Origin of the sequence: Shewanella halifaxensis HAW-EB4, from assembly GCF_000019185.1 — a bacterium.
GTDB lineage: Bacteria > Pseudomonadota > Gammaproteobacteria > Enterobacterales > Shewanellaceae > Shewanella > Shewanella halifaxensis.
Genome location: NC_010334.1, coordinates 3,195,640 through 3,211,470, shown reverse-complemented (window position 1 = coordinate 3,211,470; position 15,831 = coordinate 3,195,640). Strand labels below are relative to the sequence as shown.

Sequence of the window (15,831 nt, the reverse complement as noted above, 5' to 3'; positions counted from 1 at the left end):
CATGCAATATTTAAATGAAGCGCAAACCGCAAAACTGATCACCCATCAACTGGCCTATACCGCCGTTAAAGAGGCGTTTATCGCAGCCATAACCGATGAAGCGACCCTGTTTCCCGTGGTTAATGCATCAGGACCACAAACGGACTCGATGTTTTCAATGAAGTCAGCTTCTACGGCAACACTCGTTGGCTGGAAGACGGGGAGCTACTGGCCGGGTAATCAAGCCAAAAACATGCCGTGCCATGGCACTAATGTATTTCTGTTAAGCCCAGAAACCGGAGAGTTGGTTGCAGTGGTTGCCGCAACACAGGTTAACGCCTACCGCACCGCGGCAGCGGACGCGGTTGCAGTCGATTATCTCGCTCGAAAAGATGCCACTGTGTTGGCTGTATTTGGCACTGGCCACCAAGCCGAGTACGAAGTGTTAGCCATTGCACAAGTGCGTGATATCACTAAGGTGATGGTTGTTGGTCGAGATAAGCATCGTTGCGAAGCCTTTATTAAGCGTCTCGTCGATAAAGGCTTGCAAGCAGAGTGTACAGTCACCAGTGCCCAATATGGCTGTGAAAGTGCAGATATTATCGTGACCGCAACCACAGCCTGTGCGCCGCTATTTGAGGCCAGCTGGGTTAAACCGGGCACCCATATCTCAGCCATGGGCGCAGATAAAGTCGGCAAGCAAGAGCTACCGGCTGAGCTGTATAAAAACTCAAGTTTATTTTGTGATTATGGCGCGCAGTCAGTCGTTATCGGTGAATTTCAGCACTCGAATCATGCGCAAGTGACAGAGATTGGTAAAGTTATTACTAGCGCATTAGCAGGGCGCATTGATAATGCCGATATTACGATTTTTGATAGCTCAGGCATTGCCATTCAAGACTTGTTTGTCGCCGCTAAACTGCTAGAGCTCAGCCAACTGCAATAAGGTTGCAATTAATTGTTCATCAAATCACTAGATGATAGCACTAAACGTTTGCTCTAAAAGCCAGTCGCTAACTGCTACTGGCTTTTAATTCTTGCACCAAGCTGGATGGCTAATATTTGAGATGAGAACGCTTATGTGAATAAACTATTGAGGCCTTCGTTTTTTGTTTGGTGGCTTTACTAAATTACCAAACCTTGTGTCTAAATGTTTATCTAATAGAAAAACGGGTATAAAAATAAGTAAGGAAATACCACCTAAGAGACCAAATAATCCAACTAGACCTGAACATATAAATAAAATTGAAAATTGCAATGCCCAAGAAGAAAACTGAATCCATCTCGGTTTCGTTTCGAGTTTAGATTTGGCGCTACAGTGCGGACAATCGTAAACACCTCTACTAGAACGCCAGTAACGCTTCCAAGTTACTAAGATTTCCTCATGGCAATTTGAACAAACTAGGCTCCCCATTTTCTAAAAACCTTCAAGACATCTAACCCTGCTAATAAGTGAACCATATGTTAGTGGACTATTTGCTCAGCGAATGGCTGTCTGCCTTGGCGATTCTTAATTCAGAGGCTTGATTAGTGGGATTTAGCAACCTAATTTTTATCTAATCATGCTCGGCCTTTAACAAAGCCTACAGACAAAAATATGGCTGATGAGATTAAAAAAATTGCAGAACCAAACAGATCTTGTTCTATAACATTATAAATCAAACCTAAAAACATGATGAGCGATGCCCAATAATATCCGCTAGGTTTTGATAATAAACTGGTTTTCATTGATGATTCCTTTCTGTAAAAAACAGGTGCTATTGTAAACCTCTACCGCCTTGCTAAGCGGCATAAAATAGTTGTTAAAATTAGAGAGAAACGAACACCTGTCCACTGTTAGCCCGCTACTTGATTGGCTTGCTATATTTATATTAATTTAGCTCTATTTCAGGATGATCTTTTAATCCATACGCTTCTTCCATAAATTTAATATAAAATTCTAATGGTGGCATTTTTAGATCAGCCCTTCGTTTGTCTACATTGGCTTCATCATCTATGGGTTTGATAATAATTGCACCATTTACATGTTCAGCCTGGGTACCGTACAGCTGGTTTTTTCCTTGTGAAACAAGCACGTTATCAGTTAGAAGAGCTAACTTCTGACCGGTGACGCCTTGGTCATTAGAGTACGCTTTTTTTAGTTTGGGCAGCATTGCTACTTTAAAATCAATGTCCGGTGAGTGTTGAATAATGAGAAACCCTGCATTAACGCCTTTGACACCAACCAAATCTTTTGTTGGCCAAGAGTGCTCCTCAATAATAGCTTTCAGCTTTTTAGTATTAATAGCGTCAATTGCTTTAAGTTTATCAAGTAAGTATTGAGGTGAATTGTTCCAACCTACTTTCGCAATTTCTTCTCGAATTTTTTGGTCTTTAACTCCCATTTCTATTAACTCTTTTTGAAGCTCTAGGTTCATCTCTGCAAAAGCCGAGAAAGAGAAAAAGAGTAAAACTAATAAACAACGCATGACCTGAACACTCCTTGTACACATAACTACGTTAGCGTTAATTCTAATAATCGCACTCGCAACATTTTGCTCTATAGCTAAAACCGACTCCAATACTCGTTGTTAATTTAATGTTTTAACAACCATGCAACTTAACATTTGTTGCTTTAACGTACAACTCATGTAATGAATGATAAAAGTGGAAAATTTGCTAGTTGCAAGTGGATAGTGCCCCTATTCGTTATGTCTCCGTCTTCGTTTATTTTCAATGCTATTTTCAATGCTATTGTTTCTAATAAATTGACCATCTTGTTAGAATGCAGTCCATACGCATTCAGGCCACTTTAGGGAACCACAATGAAGATCCTTGCCGATGAAAATATGCCTTATGTACAACAGTTATTTGGTGATTTGGGCACGATTGAAACCGTAAACGGTAGGGAGTTAACGCCTGAGCAAGTAAAAGATGCCGATGTACTGCTAGTGCGCTCAGTGACTAAGGTCGATCAAGCATTGTTAGCAGAGAATAACCGACTTAAATTTGTCGGCAGTGCCACCATAGGTACAGATCATATCGATTTAGATTATCTTGCAAGTCACAATATTCCCTTCTCTAATGCGCCGGGCTGTAACGCCACTGCTGTGGGGGAGTTTGCCTTTATCGCCATGCTTGAGTTGGCGCAGCGCTTTAATAGCCCACTTAAAGGCAAGGTGGTGGGTATTGTTGGTGCGGGTAATACCGGCACTGCGGTGGTTAAATGCCTTGAGGCTTATGGCATTGAAGTACTGCTTAATGATCCACTGTTAGAGCAAAGTGGCGATCCCCGCGACTTTGTGTCGTTAGATACGCTTATTGAAAAGTGCGATGTTATTAGCCTGCATGTGCCGATAACTAAAACTGGTGAGCACAAAACTTGGTATCTGTTCGATGAGCAGAGGCTCAATAGCCTAGCTGAAAACACCTGGCTGGTTAACTGTTGCCGCGGTGAGGTGATAGATAATCGTGCCCTGATTAAATTCAAACAACAGCGTGATGACGTCAAAGTGGTGCTCGATGTGTGGGAAGGCGAGCCCAACCCTATGCCTGAGTTGGTGCCCTATGTTGAGTTTTGTACGCCCCATATCGCCGGTTACTCGTTAGAGGGTAAGGCGCGCGGTACCTATATCTTGTATCAAAAATTGGCTGAGGTGCTTCAAATTAGCGCCGACAAACAGATGGAGTCGTTACTGCCAGCGCTGTGGAGTGAGCGGGTCTTAGTGCAGGAAATTAGCGATGAAAGAGCGTTATTACAGCTGGCGAGGTTTGTCTATGATCTGCGCGATGATGACGAATTATTTAGAAAACAGTTTCTAAATAACCAGGGGTTTGATCATATGAGAAAAAATCACACCCATCGGCGCGAATTTAGTGCATTAAAGGTAGGCAACACGGGGCAAACTAATGTAAATTGGTTATCCAATTTAGGGTTTTCAGGAGTCGAGCTGTAATTATGTCGCAGGAATTTAATGTTGTCGTATTAGGTGCATCGGGCGCAGTGGGTCAAACAATGATTGAGATCCTCGAAGAGCGTAACTTTCCGGTTGCTAATTTATTTCCATTAGCCAGCAGTCGCAGCGCCGGTAATACGGTCAGCTTCCACGGTAAACAGGTCGAGATTTTAGATGTAGACACCTTTGACTGGTCACAGGCTCAAATCGGTTTCTTCTCTGCTGGTGGTGATGTTTCAGCTAAATGGGCGCCAATCGCCGCTGAAAACGGTTGTGTTGTTATCGATAACACCTCTCACTTCAGATATGACATCGATGTGCCATTGGTGATCCCAGAAGTGAACCCTGAAGCGATTGCCGATTTCAGAAATCGTAATATCATCGCTAATCCAAACTGCTCAACGATTCAGATGTTGGTTGCATTAAAGCCTATCTATGACGCGTATGGTATTTCACGTATTAACGTGGCGACCTACCAGTCAGTGTCGGGTTCTGGCAAGCAGGCAATCGAAGAGTTAGCAGGCCAGTGCGCTAAGCTGCTACAAGGCTTACCAGTAGAGCCTAAGACTTATCCTAAGCAAATTGCGTTTAACGTATTGCCACAAATCGATAAGTTTATGGATAACGGCTACACCAAAGAAGAGATGAAGATGGTGTGGGAAACGCAGAAGATCTTTGGTGACGACAGCATAGTGGTTAACCCAACGGCGGTGCGTGTACCGGTATTCTACGGTCACTCTGAGGCGATTCACCTAGAAACACTACAACCTGCCGATGCCGAGGATATTAAATCGGTATTACGTGGTGCTGAAGGTGTTGAGCTATTTGAAGGCGATGAAGATTACCCTACAGCAATTACTGAAGGCGCAGGGACTGATCCTGTTTATGTTGGCCGCGTGAGAAAAGATATCTCTCATGAAAACGGTATAAACCTTTGGGTTGTATCAGATAACATCCGTAAAGGTGCTGCACTAAACAGTGTTCAAATTGCTGAAGTATTGATTAGAGATTACTATTAATTTTTAGTTTAAATATGCTTTGACTGAAGAAAAAGCCCGCCTTATGCGGGCTTTTTATGTTTTAAAGTTGTGAACAGTAGCAGGGCAGCAGAATCTAGTTTATAGTAATCTCAATAAATACAATGCTTAAGGCTCGTCACCAGGGTGGTGACTCCAGCGTGCTTTAAAGGGAAGGATTGATGAACTTTCGCACATCGCATCTTGTCGGCTTAATAGCCACGGGGATAGTGGCTATTGCTGCCCCTTCGATTAACCCAGTTGCTGCTGAGCCATTAAAAATTACAGGGCCAGATGGCCAAGTAAAGCAAAGCATTCGTCAATATGGCCCAACAACCTCCGCCGATACTTTTTGGAGTATTGCTCAGACCGTCAAGCCTGATAATAGCGTTACTATTTATCAAGTCATGTCGGCGCTATATGACGCCAATCCTCACGCCTTTGCTAGCAAAAACTATAACAGCTTGGAGCGCGGCATGATTTTGCTGGTGCCAACTAAAGCTGTGATGTTGCAGACCTCTCAAGCCGATGCAAAGTCTCGCGCCGAACGCAGCGACCGTAGATGGTCTTCAGCGAGTGTTGTACCTAAGCCAAGCGTGGCAGCAAAAGTTGTCGCTCCAACGTCTGTTACCCCTAAAGCGAGTGTAACCCCTAACCTTTCGGTTGCAGCTAAGTCCAATCCATTAATTGCAGAGTTATCGGCAGAAGTCGAAGCCTTAACTAAGCAAATGGAAGAGAGCCAAGCTCAAAATCTCGCTCTTACCGATGAGTTAGCACGAGCGAGTGATGAGATTGTTGTTGGCTCGTCTGATACCGAAGCATTTCAACAGGAAATCGCCCAACTTAAAGAAGAGAACGCTCTGCTAAAGCAGGCGCTGCAAGATTCCAAGTCTGAAAATGAAGCGCTAGATCAAGAATTACAGCTTAAACAGCAGCAGCTTTCCGCTATAAATGAGCCTAAACAAGAGCCAACGTCTGATCTGTGGCGAACCATAATGGATAACCCGCTATTATTGGTTTTAGGAGCCGTATTACCTGCTCTTATTGTCGTTGCCCTGTTCTGGTTGTTTATTAGACGAAGAAATGACGCTAATACTGAAGAGCCAGTAAATGAAGAAGCGGCAATAGAAAAGCAAGCAAATGTAGCTCAAGAAGACGATTATTTAGACGATAAGTTTGATGATGCGGACGGTTTGGCCGTGCATCTTGATACCGATGACTCTTCAGATATGGATGTATTAAAGCGGGACGCGGACGCAAGTACGGCATCCTCGGCTCTAGCAGAAGAGCAAGATATTGTTGTTGAAGACTCTCAAGACGAAGGCCAATCATTAGATGATTTATGGGCTGAGGCGATGGGGGAGCAAGAGCAAAGTGAAGCCGATGAGTTTGATGCATTTAATCGTACTTCAGCTAATAATGAATCTTCATCATCTGATGAAGACGATCTTGATTCGTTGCTTGCAGGTTTCGATGAGCCTGCAGAGCGAGATAGCAAAGAGCTATCTACAGAGGCCAAAGATCATGACCTCGATGCCTTGCTCGCCGGTTTTGACAATGACGAAACCGAGGTGGTTCAATTAGAGCCTACTGATACTACAGACGTCAGTGCTGAAGACGATTTAGACTCGTTGCTTGCAAGCTTCGATGAAAGTGATGCTAACAGCTCAGTTAACAGCAATGATGAAAGCGTACTCGATGCAAAAGATGACTTTGCTTTTGAGGCCGATGCTAATGCCGTGACCGATACTGCGGCTGAAGATGATGTTGATGCTTTATTGGCAGGTTTTGACGAAACAACAACAGAACTGAGTTCAGCTGTTGCAGCTGAAGATGATATCGATGCTTTGCTTGCCGATTTTGATAGTTCAAATCAGCAGCCGGAGCCAGTGGCTGAGTCGGTGACTGCTGCTGACGTTAAAGTCGACGATGATCTGGATTCATTGTTGGCAGAGCTTGAAGGCGATGAGAAATCTCACGACGATAGCAATGAGCCGAAAGATATCGATGCGCTCTCTGATGAGATAGCGGCAGAACTTGAGCTTGGGTTTGAGATTGCTGCCGAACTGGATCTACCAGCCTCAGATGATGCAGACCAAGACAAATTAGACAGTGAGCTAGACAGTGAACTTGAAGCTTTACTGGCAGATCTTGAAGCGCCGTCAGAAGAGGGGATTAGTGCAGACACTAAGCTGGATTTAGATGCAGAACTAGAATCTGAGTCTGAAGTTGGATCAGAGCTTACACAGCAAGTCGAGCCAGCATTTGAGCCGCTAGCAGAACAGACCGTTGAGGCAGAGCAGAGCGTTGAGGCAGAGGCTGAGCTTAATTCTCAAGCTGCAGAGGAACTTGCGTCGATAAATGCTAAGGACTCAAATAGCCTTGATTTCGAGCTGACTGAATTTAATCATGAGCCGAACGCACTTAGCTCAACGGCACTTAATTCAGAGGTGGATAGCCTTGATGCTGAAGCAACTGAGAGCAAAGCTGCTGAGGCTAAAGCCGACGACATGCTTGAGTTTACTCTGCCTGAATCTGACGTTGAGCCAGACACTAAATCAAGCACGGGCTCAGACACGGGATCAGACACTCGGTCCGACCTAGTTTCTGAATTAGAAACTGCCATTGTTAAGAACGAGAAAGAAAGCGGTTTCTTCGACGATCTCAAAGGCGATAAGAAGCCTGAAGAAAATTCGTTAGATTGGGAAAGTATTGCAAATCTAAGTGATACTGATGATGAAACGGTTGCGATTTCAGCATCAGTTGAGCTGTCTGATGATGAACTATTGAGTAGTTTGACCGCCGAGGACGATTCACAAGAGCGGACTCTTGAGATCGCTGACGATGACGCATTCTCACTCGATGATGATCCTAAGATGACTGTCGATGAAGCCTTGGCTGCACTCGATGCAGAAGAGCAGGGTGACAAAGCGGCAGGCAAGAGCGCGGTCGCGATGCACGACCTAACGACTTTCCAGAGAGACAATGGTTTTATCGATATTGATATGCTCCTAAGTGAGGCCGATGAAGATAGTGGTGATACCGATCTTTATAAGGAGCTTGATGTCGATATGGGGGAACTCAACTCACTAATGGGTAATTCACCCATGGTCGATGTCGATGATGAAGAAAACTCGGTTAATGCCAAGTTGGATCTTGCCCGTGCTTACATCGAAATCGATGACAATGACAGTGCACGCGCACTGCTTAAAGAAGTTGAGCTAGATGGTAACGACCGACAACAGGCTGAAGCCATGGGGTTACTCAAAGAGTTAGTTTAAATATAAACAGTATAAAAACGGCGCCTTTGGCGCCTTTTTTATACTTATCGTTTGCCGTGAGTATGCTAGAATCGCCGCCTATTAAAAGATTTCGTTTATCCGATCTGTTCGCCAAATACGGTGGGCGGTCGAATAGCAGTTTAACCGAGTTATAGAGGTGTGAGATGCGGGTTGCGCTAGGTATAGAGTACGATGGTAGTCAATATTTCGGATGGCAACGTCAGGCCGAAGTGGACACTGTACAAGAGCGGCTAGAAAAAGCGCTTTCGATCGTTGCTAATGAACCTATTGCGGTGCAATGTGCGGGTCGTACTGACGCGGGGGTTCACGCGACAGGACAAGTGGTTCATTTTGAAACGAATGCCGTGCGCAAGGATACCGCTTGGACACTTGGCGTGAATGTGAACCTGCCAGATAATATTGCAGTGCGCTGGGTTAAAGTCGTTGATGATGAGTTTCATGCTCGTTTTACGGCAACGGCAAGACGTTATCGTTACATGATTTATAATCATCAGCTTCGTCCAGGCATTTTACGCAGTGGCGTAAGCCATTACCCTGGTGTTATCGACGAAGCCAAGATGCACCAAGCGGCGCAGTATCTTCTGGGTGAACAAGATTTTACTAGCTTTAGAGCCGTACAGTGCCAGTCCAATACACCGTTTCGCTGTGTACATGAAGTCAATGTGAGCCGTCAGGGTATGTATATCTGCGTTGATATCAAGGCCAATGCATTCTTGCATCACATGGTGCGTAATATTGTCGGTTCGTTATTAGAGGTTGGTTTAGGTAATCAACCTATTGAGTGGATTGAGCAATTGCTTGCACTAAAAGATAGAAATAAAGCTGCAGCAACAGCCAAACCTAATGGTCTGTATTTAGTGGATGTCACTTATCCTGAAAGTTACCAATTACCTAAGCTATCACTTGGTCCATTATTTATGTTGGACTAAGGCATGTTTAATGAGGGTTAAGGATAATCTTAACGGTAAAGGTTTGGGCCTTTAGGTTTTAAATGGATAAAAGTTTGTGATTGAACAAGACACATTAATGCCAGTAGCACCAAAGTCAGGTGCTACGTTAAACCGCTGGTTAGATTTTTTATTAGCGATTCATCCAACCGAAATTGATATGGGCCTTGGGCGTGTATCACAGGTTGCTAAACGCATGGGCTTAACCGATTTAGGTGAGACCAAGGTTGTCACTGTAGCAGGCACCAATGGCAAGGGAACCACCTGCGCCATGATTGAAGCTGCATTGCAGTTGTCAGGACAAACCGTCGGTGTTTACAGCTCTCCTCATCTGCTGAAGTACAATGAACGCGTGCGCATAAATGGCCTTGATGCGACAGATGCAGCGTTAGTTAATGCATTTGAATCGATTGAAACCGCGCGCGCAGAGATCTCATTAACCTTTTTTGAATACGCGACACTAGCAGGTCTTTATCTTTTTAAAGCCGCTAAGTTGGACGTGATATTGCTCGAAGTTGGTCTGGGCGGTCGACTAGACGCCACCAATATTATCGATACCGATATTGCGGTCGTGACCTCTATCGATTTAGATCATCAAGAGTACCTCGGTGATACGAGGGAGCACGTTGCTGCAGAAAAAGCGGGTATATTCAGAGCCAATCGTCCGGCAATCGTGGGTGAGCCTGATTGCCCAAGCTCGCTGCTTGATGTAGCCAATCGAGTTGGTGCATCACTTTACCGAGTCAATAGTGAGTTCAGTTATCGTTGCAGCGATAAAGATTGGCACTATCAAGGCCAACATTTCGACCTAGATAACTTGCCGTTCCCTTATTTGCCTCAACCTAATGCCGCCACGGTTATTGCGGTACTTGAGCATCTTTGCCCCACTATTTCAGAGGATATTATTGCTAAAGCAGTGGGAGAGACCCAACTTGCGGGGCGATTAGAGTGTCTTAATGATTCTCCAAGAGTGATTGTTGATGTCGCACATAACCCTCATGCCGCGCGTTATTTAAAGTCACGTTTAGCCGCGATGCCAAAGCGTCGCTTAATTGCACTTTGTGGCATGTTAAAAGATAAAGATGTGCGCTCTGTGCTACAGGAGCTATCGGCAGATGTTGATCAGTGGTATTTGTGCGATCTGTCTGTGCCACGGGGAGCCACCGCTGCAGACTTGAAAGCATTCATGCCTGCACAAACACAAGCTTCAACTTATACCGATATGAGTGCCGCCTGGCATGCGCTTCGAGCGCAATTGCAGCCTGATGATGTGGTAATTGTATTTGGCTCATTTTACACTGTTGCAGGTTTTAAAGATTTGTTTAAGGGAGAGAGTCTTGTCTAGTCAATTTCAAAACCGTCTTGTCGGTGTCATCGTTATTGTGGCATTAGGGGTTATATTTTTACCCGATATTTTGGATGGTAAAAAACAGCGCGAAGAAGAACAGTTTGCTGAAATTCCCATTAGACCCGAGATCCAACAAAGCGAGCTGCCTGAGCAAAATATCGAAACGGTCGATCTAGGCGCTGATGGTAATTCGTTAGCTGACGGCTCTCAATCGGCTGAAGGCTCTAAATCCGCTGATGGTTCCCAATCCGGTGACGACTCTTGGCATATAGCCGAAGAGGGCGGCCAGAGCCAAAAGTCGGAGGCGAAACCCGCCAATACGCAAGTGAACAAGTTTGCACCAGAGCCTACAAAGCCAGCCGCTAAACCTAAAGCGGCCTGGACGATTCAGTTGGGTAGTTTTAACAATGCGGCCAACGTCAAAGGCTTGGTCAAACGCCTTCGTGAAAAAGGTTTTACCGCTTATACCTTGCCGACTAAACCCGTCGATGGACAATTAACCAAAGTGTTTGTCGGCCCTAATGTGTCTAAAGATAAGCTGAGTGGTATGCAGCGTGATATCGAGAAGTTGACACAGCTAAAAGGCCGAGTGGTTGTATATAACCCCGTAGAAAAATAATTAATCGTGATTGTCTTTGTCTGAGAAAAAGTTATTTCGCCGCGAAAGCGTGAGAAATAACTCTGTCTCTGATAGAATCGCGCCGTCTTAAACCCTATGCTGGATAACCTCTTAAATGGTTTGGATCGATTACGCCATCATTATTGTTATCGGACTATCAACTCTGATTAGTTTGGTCCGTGGTTTTGTAAAAGAGGCCATGTCTCTTGTCGTTTGGTTTGCTGCTTTTTTTATTGCCAGCCAGTTTTACCTCAAACTCGCTACGCATCTGACTCAGATGCAAGATGAATTGGTTCGAAATGGAGTGGCGATAGCCATCTTATTCGTATCAACGCTGATCCTTGGCGCACTCGTTAACTACTTAATCGGTCAATTGGTTTCTAAAACCGGATTATCAGGCACCGATAGAGTGCTCGGCTTATGTTTTGGTGCGCTAAGAGGCGCATTAATCGTGAGCGCGTTACTGTTTTTTATGGATGCTTTTACCGGAGCACCCAACACAGATTGGTGGCAAGATTCTACACTCGTGCCCGAATTTGGAGTTGTGATCCAGTGGTTCTTTGACTACGTGGAAAATACCTCAAGCTTTGTACCCAAAATATAAAATGCACTAAAGCATTACTTGGTTTTAGGTGAGTATTTGTATTCACCTAAAGCAAAAATATTAAATAATAGAACATCTTACAATGAGGAAGCTTACCCATGTGTGGTATTGTCGGAATAGTTGGCCAGTCATCGGTTAATCAAACCATTTATGATGCACTGACTGTGCTCCAGCATCGTGGACAGGATGCTGCTGGCATTGTGACCGTCGATGGCAGTGCGTTTAGGCTGCGTAAAGCCAATGGTTTGGTGAAAGACGTTTTTGAGCCAAAGCATATGCAGCGCCTACAAGGTAATGCTGGCATAGGTCACGTGCGTTACCCTACTGCAGGAAGCTCTAGTGCTTCTGAAGCTCAGCCATTTTATGTTAACTCTCCTTTCGGTATTTCATTAGCGCACAATGGTAACTTAACCAATACGGTTGAGCTGCATGAGCGTTTAGTGAAGCGGCGCCGTCATGTTAATACGACTTCAGACTCGGAAGTGCTACTTAACTTACTCGCCGATGAACTGCAACAGAGCACATCAGATGATTTGTCAGCAGATGATGTGTTTAACGCAGTGGTTAAGGTACACGATATTACTCGTGGCGCTTATGCGGTTGCAGCCATGATTATTGGTCAAGGCTTAGTTGCATTTAGAGATCCCTTTGGTATTCGTCCGCTAGTGCTAGGTAAGCATGAAACGGCAACGGGCACCGAGTATATGATTGCATCGGAAAGTGTCGCCCTAGATGCAGTTGGTTTTGAGGTTATGCGCGATGTCGCGCCGGGTGAAGCGGTTTATATCACCCTCGACGGTGAACTTTATACACGCCAATGTGCTCACTCGCCAAGCTACTCTCCTTGTATTTTCGAATTCGTTTATTTTGCTCGTCCAGACTCGACGATTGATAACATCTCTGTTTATAGCAGTCGCGTCAATATGGGAACCATGCTGGGTGAAAAGATTAAGAGAGAGTGGGAAGATCATGATATCGATGTCGTGATCCCTATTCCTGAAACCTCATGTGATATCGCGCTCGAGATCGCGCGTCACATGGATCTACCTTATCGCCAAGGTTTCGTTAAGAACCGATATATCGGTCGTACCTTTATCATGCCGGGCCAGCAAGAGCGCAAGAAGTCAGTGCGCCGTAAGCTAAATGCGATTAAAGCCGAATTTGAAGGTAAGAACGTGTTACTGGTTGATGACTCCATTGTTCGTGGTACGACTTCTGAGCAGATCATCGAGATGGCACGTGACGCCGGTGCCAAGAAAGTATATTTCGCGTCAGCAGCACCTGAAATCCGCTTCCCGAATGTGTACGGTATCGATATGCCAACCACTAACGAATTGATTGCTCATGGTCGAGATGTTGAAGAGATCAATGCGTTGATTGGTGCCGACGGCATGATTTTCCAATCACTGCCGGATTTAATTGAAGCGGTACGTAAAGAAAATCCAGCGATTAAGCGTTTTGAAACCTCAGTATTTGACGGTAAATATGTCACCAATGACGTGAATCAAGAGTACTTAGATTACATCACGCAGTTGCGTAACGATGATGCCAAAGCCAATCGTAGCAAAGATATTGGCACTAACTTAGAGATGCATAACGTCTGCCATCCTTAAGTTGCTAAAGCCCCATGAAACAAGCCGAGCAATAGCTCGGCTTTTTTAGCGCTAGCATTTGTGTTTAAAGTGCCAAGTGGGAATGCTTCTTTGCAAAATAGACACTCATTGAGTAAAACCTAGTCACTTCGCTGGTAAATAGCCTCGACCGTTCGGCTTTCATTTGCACCCTTTAGCGCTTCAAGGTACAGTTACTGTTAATTTATACAGTAATCCTAATTCTTGCTGATGATCTTATATATTGCTGAAAAACCTAGTCTTGGTAGAGCCATTGCCGATGTATTGCCTAAGCCTTTAAAGAAAGGTGACGGGTTTATTCGCGCTGCAAATGGCGATTGTGTCTCTTGGTGCGTCGGCCATCTACTTGAGCAAGCTGAGCCTGATGCTTATTCGCCTGAATACAAGTCATGGAAGTTTGAACATCTACCGATCGTGCCTGATAACTGGAAGATGAAACCCAAATCTAAGATGCGTGGCCAGATTGCAGTACTTAGAGGCCTAGTTAAAGAGGCGACTCAATTAGTGAATGCTGGCGATCCAGATAGAGAGGGGCAGCTTTTGGTCGATGAGATCATCGCCCATCTCGGGGTTAAAGGGGCTAAGTTACAAAATGCGCAGCGCTTGTTGATCAGCGATTTAAATCCTCAAGCAGTAAAAAGAGCATTAGGACAGTTGCGCTCAAACCGCGAATTTATTCCCCTTTCGACTTCAGCGCTTGCGCGTTCCCGCGCCGATTGGCTCTATGGTATGAACATGACCCGTGCTTATACCATCCAAGGCCGTAAGGTGGGTTACCAAGGCGTGCTGTCTGTTGGGCGGGTGCAAACCCCGGTGCTGGGCTTAGTGGTGCGCCGCGACGGTGAAATTGCCGAGTTTGTCTCTAAACCTTTTTATGAAGTGTTTGCGCATCTGGCTACCGACAACCAAGAGCGCTTTAGCGCCAAATGGCAACCGAGTGAAGCCTGTCTGCCCTATATGGATGAAGAGGGGCGGGTACTATCAAAAGGGTTGGCGCAAAATGTGGTGGGTCGCATTAACGGCCAACCTGCCACGGTAGAAAAGGTAACCGCTCAAGATAAGAAGCAGAATGCGCCTTTGCCTTATAGCTTATCGGCACTGCAGATTGATGCCGCTAAGCGCTTTGGTATGAGCGCAAAAGCTGTGCTCGATACCTGTCAGTCGTTATATGAGAAGCACAAACTTATCACTTATCCCCGCTCAGATAGTCGTTACCTGCCAGTTGATCAACACGGGCTAGCCCCAAGTGTTATTCGCGCGGTGCTTAGCGGCGCGAGTGAATTGGTGTCTAGTTGCGATGAGCCTAATGCCAAACTTAAGTCTAAGGCGTGGAACGACAAGAAAGTCGACGCCCACCATGCGATAGTGCCTACCGAAAAAACAGCTAATTTATCTAACCTTAGCCAGGCTGAGAAGCAGTTATATCTGCAAATTGCACGTCAGTACTTGATGCAGTTTTATCCGGCTTATCTTTATAAAGAGACCCAAGTTGAGATCATCATTGCTGGTGGTTTATTTAAAACTAAGGCTAAGCAAGAGGTGGCGTTAGGTTGGAAGCAACTCCTTAAGCTGTCAGCAAAAGCAAGCCAAGAAAAGAGTTCGAGTGAAAAGTCACAAACTGATGATGACGAGCATCTAGCTAATATTCCAGCCCTCAAAAAAGGCCAAATTCTGCTGTGTGAACGCGGTGAGTTATTAGAGAAAAATACCCAACCACCAAAGCACTTTACCGATGCGACATTACTGGGCGCGATGACCGGGATCAGTCGTTATGTTACCGATAGTGAAATTCGTAAAATCTTAAAAGACACCGACGGCTTAGGGACTGAAGCGACGCGGGCTGGAATTATTGAGCTGTTATTTAAGCGTAACTATTTAACTCGTCAAGGTAAGTCTATTTTGGCCACAGAGGTGGGTAAAGGCTTAATTTACAGCTTACCCCAAAGTGCGACGACGCCGGATATGACAGCACTTTGGGAAAATAACCTCGATGCCATAAGCCGTAAAGAGGCTAAATATCAGAGTTTTATGGACCCTTTGGTCAACTCTCTGCAAGGGTTGATTGAACAAGCGGGCTCGCAACTGCCCACATCATTGCAAGGGGTTAAGTCTCCAGATGGCGGCTTTAAAAAACGTCGCTATTCCGGCAAAAAGAGTACGACCACGACAAAATCGGCTATCGCCAATAAAACACCAGCTAAAAGAGCGAGCACGGCTATGACTAAGACAAAGAAAGCGACTTCCTAAATCATCAGCTTGAGTTCTTGTTTAGTAACTTTCAATTGTCTACCGCAGCCCTGTAGGTTAACTTTGTTGCTCAGTATAGTAATGACTGAGTATGCCAATGACTTAGCTAAGCAATGGATTAGCTTGGCAATGAATTGGTGGCCAATGGCTTGGTTTGAAATAAGCAGACTATCAATAGCAAACGGGTGAATAATAGGGATTAG

General features: G+C 45.0%; 12 protein-coding genes. 10 read left to right on the top strand and 2 right to left on the bottom strand.

The window, feature by feature from the left end:
* Position 1: 1 nt before the first annotated feature.
* Positions 2-925 (top strand): ornithine cyclodeaminase family protein, encoded by a 924-nt coding sequence (locus SHAL_RS13745; protein ID WP_012277729.1) that lies wholly within the window; start codon positions 2-4, stop codon positions 923-925.
* A 614-nt stretch (positions 926-1,539) separates the two neighbouring features.
* On the opposite strand, the gene SHAL_RS23280 is transcribed toward SHAL_RS13745, so the two are convergent.
* Positions 1,540-1,707, bottom strand: coding sequence for a hypothetical protein (locus tag SHAL_RS23280; RefSeq protein WP_190273603.1), 168 nt, complete (start codon positions 1,705-1,707; stop codon positions 1,540-1,542).
* Positions 1,708-1,850: 143 nt separating this feature from the next.
* Positions 1,851-2,447 carry a DUF6624 domain-containing protein gene (locus SHAL_RS13740; RefSeq protein ID WP_012277728.1) on the bottom strand — a complete coding sequence of 199 codons (597 nt, stop codon included), beginning with the start codon at positions 2,445-2,447 and terminating at the stop codon, positions 1,851-1,853.
* 336 nt (positions 2,448-2,783) lie between these two features.
* On the opposite strand from SHAL_RS13740, the gene SHAL_RS13735 reads away from it, so the two are divergent.
* The 9 genes from SHAL_RS13735 to SHAL_RS13695 all read left to right on the top strand — a co-directional run bounded on the left by SHAL_RS13735 (position 2,784) and on the right by SHAL_RS13695 (position 15,628).
* Positions 2,784-3,914, top strand: a complete 1,131-nt coding sequence (locus tag SHAL_RS13735) for a 4-phosphoerythronate dehydrogenase (RefSeq protein ID WP_012277727.1) — start codon at positions 2,784-2,786, stop codon at positions 3,912-3,914.
* Positions 3,915-3,916: 2 nt separating this feature from the next.
* Positions 3,917-4,933 carry an aspartate-semialdehyde dehydrogenase gene (locus SHAL_RS13730; RefSeq protein WP_012277726.1) on the top strand — a complete coding sequence of 339 codons (1,017 nt, stop codon included), beginning with the start codon at positions 3,917-3,919 and terminating at the stop codon, positions 4,931-4,933.
* A gap of 179 nt (positions 4,934-5,112) precedes the next feature.
* Positions 5,113-8,211 (top strand): FimV/HubP family polar landmark protein, encoded by a 3,099-nt coding sequence (locus tag SHAL_RS13725; RefSeq protein WP_012277725.1) that lies wholly within the window; start codon positions 5,113-5,115, stop codon positions 8,209-8,211.
* A gap of 164 nt (positions 8,212-8,375) precedes the next feature.
* Positions 8,376-9,161, top strand: a complete 786-nt coding sequence (truA, locus tag SHAL_RS13720) for a tRNA pseudouridine(38-40) synthase TruA (RefSeq protein WP_012277724.1) — start codon at positions 8,376-8,378, stop codon at positions 9,159-9,161.
* Between the two features lie 97 nt (positions 9,162-9,258).
* Positions 9,259-10,524, top strand: a complete 1,266-nt coding sequence (gene folC, locus SHAL_RS13715) for a bifunctional tetrahydrofolate synthase/dihydrofolate synthase (protein WP_012277723.1) — start codon at positions 9,259-9,261, stop codon at positions 10,522-10,524.
* The gene (locus SHAL_RS13710; RefSeq protein ID WP_012277722.1) at positions 10,517-11,146 is read left to right on the top strand and encodes an SPOR domain-containing protein; all 630 of its coding nucleotides are present in this window, start codon (positions 10,517-10,519) and stop codon (positions 11,144-11,146) included. Before folC ends, SHAL_RS13710 begins: the two co-directional genes overlap by 8 nt.
* A 115-nt stretch (positions 11,147-11,261) precedes the next feature.
* Entirely contained in the window at positions 11,262-11,750 is a 489-nt protein-coding gene (locus SHAL_RS13705) for a CvpA family protein (protein ID WP_012277721.1), read from the top strand.
* Positions 11,751-11,848: 98 nt separating this feature from the next.
* Positions 11,849-13,363 carry an amidophosphoribosyltransferase gene (gene purF, locus SHAL_RS13700; protein WP_012277720.1) on the top strand — a complete coding sequence of 505 codons (1,515 nt, stop codon included), beginning with the start codon at positions 11,849-11,851 and terminating at the stop codon, positions 13,361-13,363.
* 228 nt (positions 13,364-13,591) lie between these two features.
* A complete protein-coding gene (locus SHAL_RS13695; protein WP_012277719.1) occupies positions 13,592-15,628 on the top strand; it encodes a DNA topoisomerase III in 2,037 nt (678 codons plus the stop codon).
* The last annotated feature ends 203 nt before the right edge of the window (positions 15,629-15,831 follow it).

Coding starts and splice junctions, on each gene's coding strand:
- SHAL_RS13740 (WP_012277728.1), bottom strand. CDS start 2,447: ATGCGTTGTTTATTAGTTTTACTCTTTTTCTCTTTCTCGGCTTTTGCA.
- SHAL_RS13745 (WP_012277729.1), top strand. CDS start 2: ATGCAATATTTAAATGAAGCGCAAACCGCAAAACTGATCACCCATCAA.
- SHAL_RS13730 (WP_012277726.1), top strand. CDS start 3,917: ATGTCGCAGGAATTTAATGTTGTCGTATTAGGTGCATCGGGCGCAGTG.
- folC (WP_012277723.1), top strand. CDS start 9,259: ATGCCAGTAGCACCAAAGTCAGGTGCTACGTTAAACCGCTGGTTAGAT.
- SHAL_RS13705 (WP_012277721.1), top strand. CDS start 11,262: ATGGTTTGGATCGATTACGCCATCATTATTGTTATCGGACTATCAACT.
- SHAL_RS13695 (WP_012277719.1), top strand. CDS start 13,592: ATGATCTTATATATTGCTGAAAAACCTAGTCTTGGTAGAGCCATTGCC.
- SHAL_RS13725 (WP_012277725.1), top strand. CDS start 5,113: ATGAACTTTCGCACATCGCATCTTGTCGGCTTAATAGCCACGGGGATA.
- SHAL_RS13735 (WP_012277727.1), top strand. CDS start 2,784: ATGAAGATCCTTGCCGATGAAAATATGCCTTATGTACAACAGTTATTT.
- purF (WP_012277720.1), top strand. CDS start 11,849: ATGTGTGGTATTGTCGGAATAGTTGGCCAGTCATCGGTTAATCAAACC.
- SHAL_RS23280 (WP_190273603.1), bottom strand. CDS start 1,707: ATGAAAACCAGTTTATTATCAAAACCTAGCGGATATTATTGGGCATCG.
- truA (WP_012277724.1), top strand. CDS start 8,376: ATGCGGGTTGCGCTAGGTATAGAGTACGATGGTAGTCAATATTTCGGA.